We start from the raw sequence: 4,243 nt of genomic DNA, 5'->3' as shown, positions 1-4,243 counted from the left end.
GCGCCGTCCGAGCAGCGAGCGGGACAGCACGCCGGCCACGCCGCGGGCCGCGCCGCGCGGTTCCGTCGCGCGTCCGCGGCGTCGGATGGGGGCGGAACGGGGCATCGACATTCGCGTCAGATCTCGGAAAGAGGGGTGCGGATAGTGCGAAAATGACGGTTCTTCCGCAATGTGAATTGAAGCCTCGCCCCTCTATTCTGCCCAGCCGCTGCAGTCCCCCATCGCGCGGCGATTCGTTCCCGTTGCCGCCGTCCGGCCGCCCGACCTACCATCGGGATTCCTCCGCAATCATCCACGATTCCCAGAGCAGGCGGCTATGGCGTTCGGACCCGGGCTGTTCTTCCCCCCCCCGCGGACGCTCGCGGCGCTGACGCTGTCGTGCGGAACGCTGCTCTGCGGGGCCTCCGCGTTGGAAGGACAGGAACCCGGGACGCCGGACACGACGGCTCGTACCGCACTGCTGGCCCCACGGCCGGTCGTCCAAACGAGCGCCGCGGAACTCGACGCGCCGCCCGCCCGCTCCCCGCTGACGGCGACCAAACCGACGCCCCGCACCCCGGAGCCGACCGCCCCCGAACCCGTGGGCGTCCCGGAGAACGGCGTCCCGGAGAAGATGGTCGATCCCGCGGGGACGGTCGTCGTGCCGGCGGCGGCCATGCCGGTGACGGACGTTTCGGAGCCGGACGTCCCGGAGCCGGGCGTCCCGGAGCCGATCGAACCGGCGGCGGAGACCGAACCGAGCGACGCCGGCCCCGCGGCGCCGCCGCGCACCGCGGATCTGATCGCTCCGCCGGGCTTTCGGGCCGTGGAGTTCGCCGGCGACGACCTCGCCCACGACGTGTTCTGCCTCACGCACGACGCCAACGGGGAGGTGGTCGTCAGCGGTCCCGGGTTCGTCAAACGACTGTTGGACACCGACGGCGACGGCATCGCGGACAAGGCCCAACTGTTCGCCGACGGCCCCAAAAGCGGGGCGCAAGGATTGTTCTTCCACGGCAACGACCTGCTGTGCACCGGCGACGGCGGCTTGCTGCGGTATCGCGACGCGGACGGCGACGGCGTGTGGGACGGACTGGGCAAGACCGATCTGCGGGGCGATCCGGTCCAGCCGGATCGCTTTGTGAAGTTCCGAACCGGCGGGGAGCACGACGTGCACGCGATCCGCCGCGGGCCGGACGGCTGGTGGTATCTGATCGCGGGGAACTACTCCGGCGTCGGGGCGGAGTTCATCACCCGGGCCAGTTCCCCCGTGCCGAAGACCGGTCCGCTGGCGCCGAAGGCCGGCGTGCTGATGCGGCTCACCCCGGATCTGACCGGCGGGGAGATCGTCGCCCACGGCATGCGAAACGCCTACGACTTCGACTTTCACCCGCTCGGCGACGCCTTCACCTACGACAGCGACGGCGAACGCGAGGTGACGATGCCCTGGTATCGCCCGACCCGCGTGCTGGCGTTGGCGCCCGGCTCGCACGCCGGCTGGCTCAGCCGCAGCGTCAAACGGCCGTTCGACGCCCCCAGCATGCCGCCGGTGGTCTGCGAACTAGGCCGCGGCTCGCCGACCGGGGTCGTCTGCTATCGGCACACGGCGTTCCCGAAGGAACTGCACGACAGCGTGATCGTCGCCGACTGGACCTTCGGCCGCGTCGTCGCGCTGCCCTTGGAACAAGATGGCGCCGGGTACGCCACGGAGCCGATCAGTCTGATGAAAAGCAGCGGTTTGGCGGGCTTCGCGCCGACCGCCATGAGCGTCGGCCCGCGGGGCGACCTGTGCGTTTCCGTCGGCGGCCGCGGCACCCGCGGAGCGGTGTACCGATTGATCTACGAAGGGGAAGACTCTCTCGCGTCCCCCGCTTCGCCGTCGCCGCTAGGCGGCGCGAACCCTCTCACGAGTGCTCCGCCGAACGGCGACGGCGAAGCGGAGGGAGGCCTCACGACGGTCCTCACCGCCCCGCAGCCGCTGAGTTCCTGGAGCCGAGCGACGTGGGAACCGTTGGTCCGCGAGATCGGCCCGGCGCCGCTGCGGGCGGCGGCGCTAGATCAGGCCCGGCCGGTCGGGCAGCGGGTGCGGGCGATCGAAATCCTCACGGAGAAGTTCGGCGGACTGCCGGCGAACGTCCTGCCGTTCTTCGCCTCGGACCCGGAGCCGGCGGTGCGGGCGCGGGTCTGTTGGGCGCACGCCGTCCGCGAACCGAACGCGCCGGACGCCGCCGCGCTGGCGCCGTTCCTCGCGGACGATTCGCCCCGCGTCCGCCGGGCGGCGCTGGAAGCGTTGGCGGGGATGACGGACTCCCCCAAAGCCGCGTTCGCCACCGCGATCGAACCGGTCGCCGCCGACCTCGGCCACCCGGACCGGCTGGTGCGGAGCGCCGCGCAGCGGGTGATCGCCCGTTTGTCGTCCGCGGAATTGCAGCCGCTGGCCCGCGCCGCCCACGGACACGGCGACGCCGCCCGCGTGACCTTTGCGCTGGGCTATCTGCAGGCGTACCCGCGGTTCGACGACGCCGCGATTCGGCTGGCTTTGAACGTCCTCGACGGCGACGCCGCCCCGGACGTCCGCCGCGACGCGGTGCGGCTCGTGCAGGTCGCCCTCGGCGACTACGGACCCTCTTATAAAGAGGCCCAGCAGGGCAACGGCTCGGCGTTCGAGGGCTACACGGCGGGCTTCGATCTCGCTCCGCACGAACGCGCGTTGAACCCGCTCGTCCCGCGGCTTTCCATGCTGCTGGCCCGGCGTCGACAGGGGCGGGAGGAAGCGGCGGTCGACCATGAACTCGTCCGCGTCGCCGCGATGATCGCCCCGTACAATCCGGTGATTCTCGGCGAACTGTGCGCCCGGCTGACGGAGACCAGCGAACCGGACGAGGATCTGCACCACCTGTTCGCCGCCGCCCGCTTGCCGGTCGAGCGGTCGGCCCCGCAGACCGAGGCGATCGCCGCGGCGCTGGTGAATCTCGACGCCAAGGTCGCCGCTCGCGGTCTGAATACCGATACCAATTGGGAGCCGCGGCTGAAGGAGCTCTACGACGCCCTGTTCAAAAGAGATCCGCGATTGGCCGCCGCGCTGATCGAGCGCCCGGACTTCGGCCGTCCGGCGCATGTCGCGCTGTTGGAGAACGTGCCGGGGAACCTCGTGCCGCGGGCCCGCGAGAAATTCGCCGCCGCCGCGAGCGATCCGGATTACGAATGGACCGGCGACGTGGTCTTTCTGCTGGGCGCCGGCCCCGGCGGGGCGGAGCGCATTCGTCCCCTCTACGAGAACCGTGCCGTCCGCAGCGCCGTGGTGATGAGCTTGGCAAACGACCCGCAATCGGTCGATCGGGCGGCGTTCGTCGAGAGTTTGGACAACGGCGACCTGTCCGTCGCGACCGCGGCGCTGGGGGCGTTGGAGATTCTCCCGCCGTCGTCGCGCCTGTCGGAGCCGGAGCACGCGGCGGAAGTCGCGGCGTTGACGGCGCTGCTCCGCCGATTGCCGGACGACGCCCGGGGGCGGAAGCTCAAGACGCAGACGGTCAACCTGCTGCGTCGCAACACCGGCGAGACCGCCGCCGCGTCCGCCGATCCGACCAGCCCCGCCGCGGCGACCGGCTGGACGCAGTACGTCGCCGCCCGCTTCCCCGATCTGCGTCCCGACGGCGCCGCGGAAACCGCGGCTCGGCTGGCCCGCATCGACTGGGACGCCGGCGACTCCGTCCGCGGGGCGACGGTGTTCACCGCCCGCGGCTGCGCGACCTGCCACGGCGGTCGCGGGGCCGTCGGCCCGGACCTCTCCGGCGCCGGCTCCCGCTACGGCCGGGCCGACCGTTGGACGGCGATCCTCGATCCCTCCCGCGACGTGCCCAGCCGCTATCGCACCGAACTGATCGTCACCGCCGACGGCAAGGTGCTGGAGGGTTTGGTCGTCTACCAGAGCGTCGACGGCGTGACCCTGCGAGACGCCCAAGGCCGCACTTGGCGAGTGGAAGCGAAGGACATCCTCGAACGCACCACGGGGTCGAACTCCCTGATGCCCAGCGGCGTGATGGACGACGCGACCGACCAAGACTGGGCCGATCTCGACGCCTATCTGCGAAGCCTGTGAGGCGCATCTGGCTCCCCTCTCCCTCAGGGAGAGGGGCCGGGGGTGAGGGTGAGCGAGCTTTCACACGCCCGCGTTCATGGAGTGGACTCCATTGAGCAATCAAATAGCGGCGGGAGAGTGAAGGGTGATTGATCGGTTCCAGTCCCCTCACCCCCAGCCCCTCTC

Annotated in this window: 1 protein-coding gene; it reads left to right on the top strand. The window is 71.2% G+C overall.

The window, feature by feature from the left end:
* Positions 1-316: 316 nt before the first annotated feature.
* Entirely contained in the window at positions 317-4,078 is a 3,762-nt protein-coding gene (locus LzC2_RS20445) for a DUF7133 domain-containing protein (RefSeq protein WP_171189881.1), read from the top strand.
* The last annotated feature ends 165 nt before the right edge of the window (positions 4,079-4,243 follow it).

The sequence above is a fragment of the Alienimonas chondri genome (assembly GCF_013036045.1).
In the GTDB taxonomy this organism is placed as follows: domain Bacteria; phylum Planctomycetota; class Planctomycetia; order Planctomycetales; family Planctomycetaceae; genus Alienimonas; species Alienimonas chondri.
The sequence above is the reverse complement of the archived record's forward strand: the minus strand, read 5'-3'. Positions and strand labels throughout refer to the sequence as shown.

What these genes read in the sequence shown, in the direction of transcription:
- LzC2_RS20445 (WP_171189881.1), top strand. Translation starts at nt 317, where the DNA reads ATGGCGTTCGGACCCGGGCTGTTCTTCCCCCCCCCGCGGACGCTCGCG.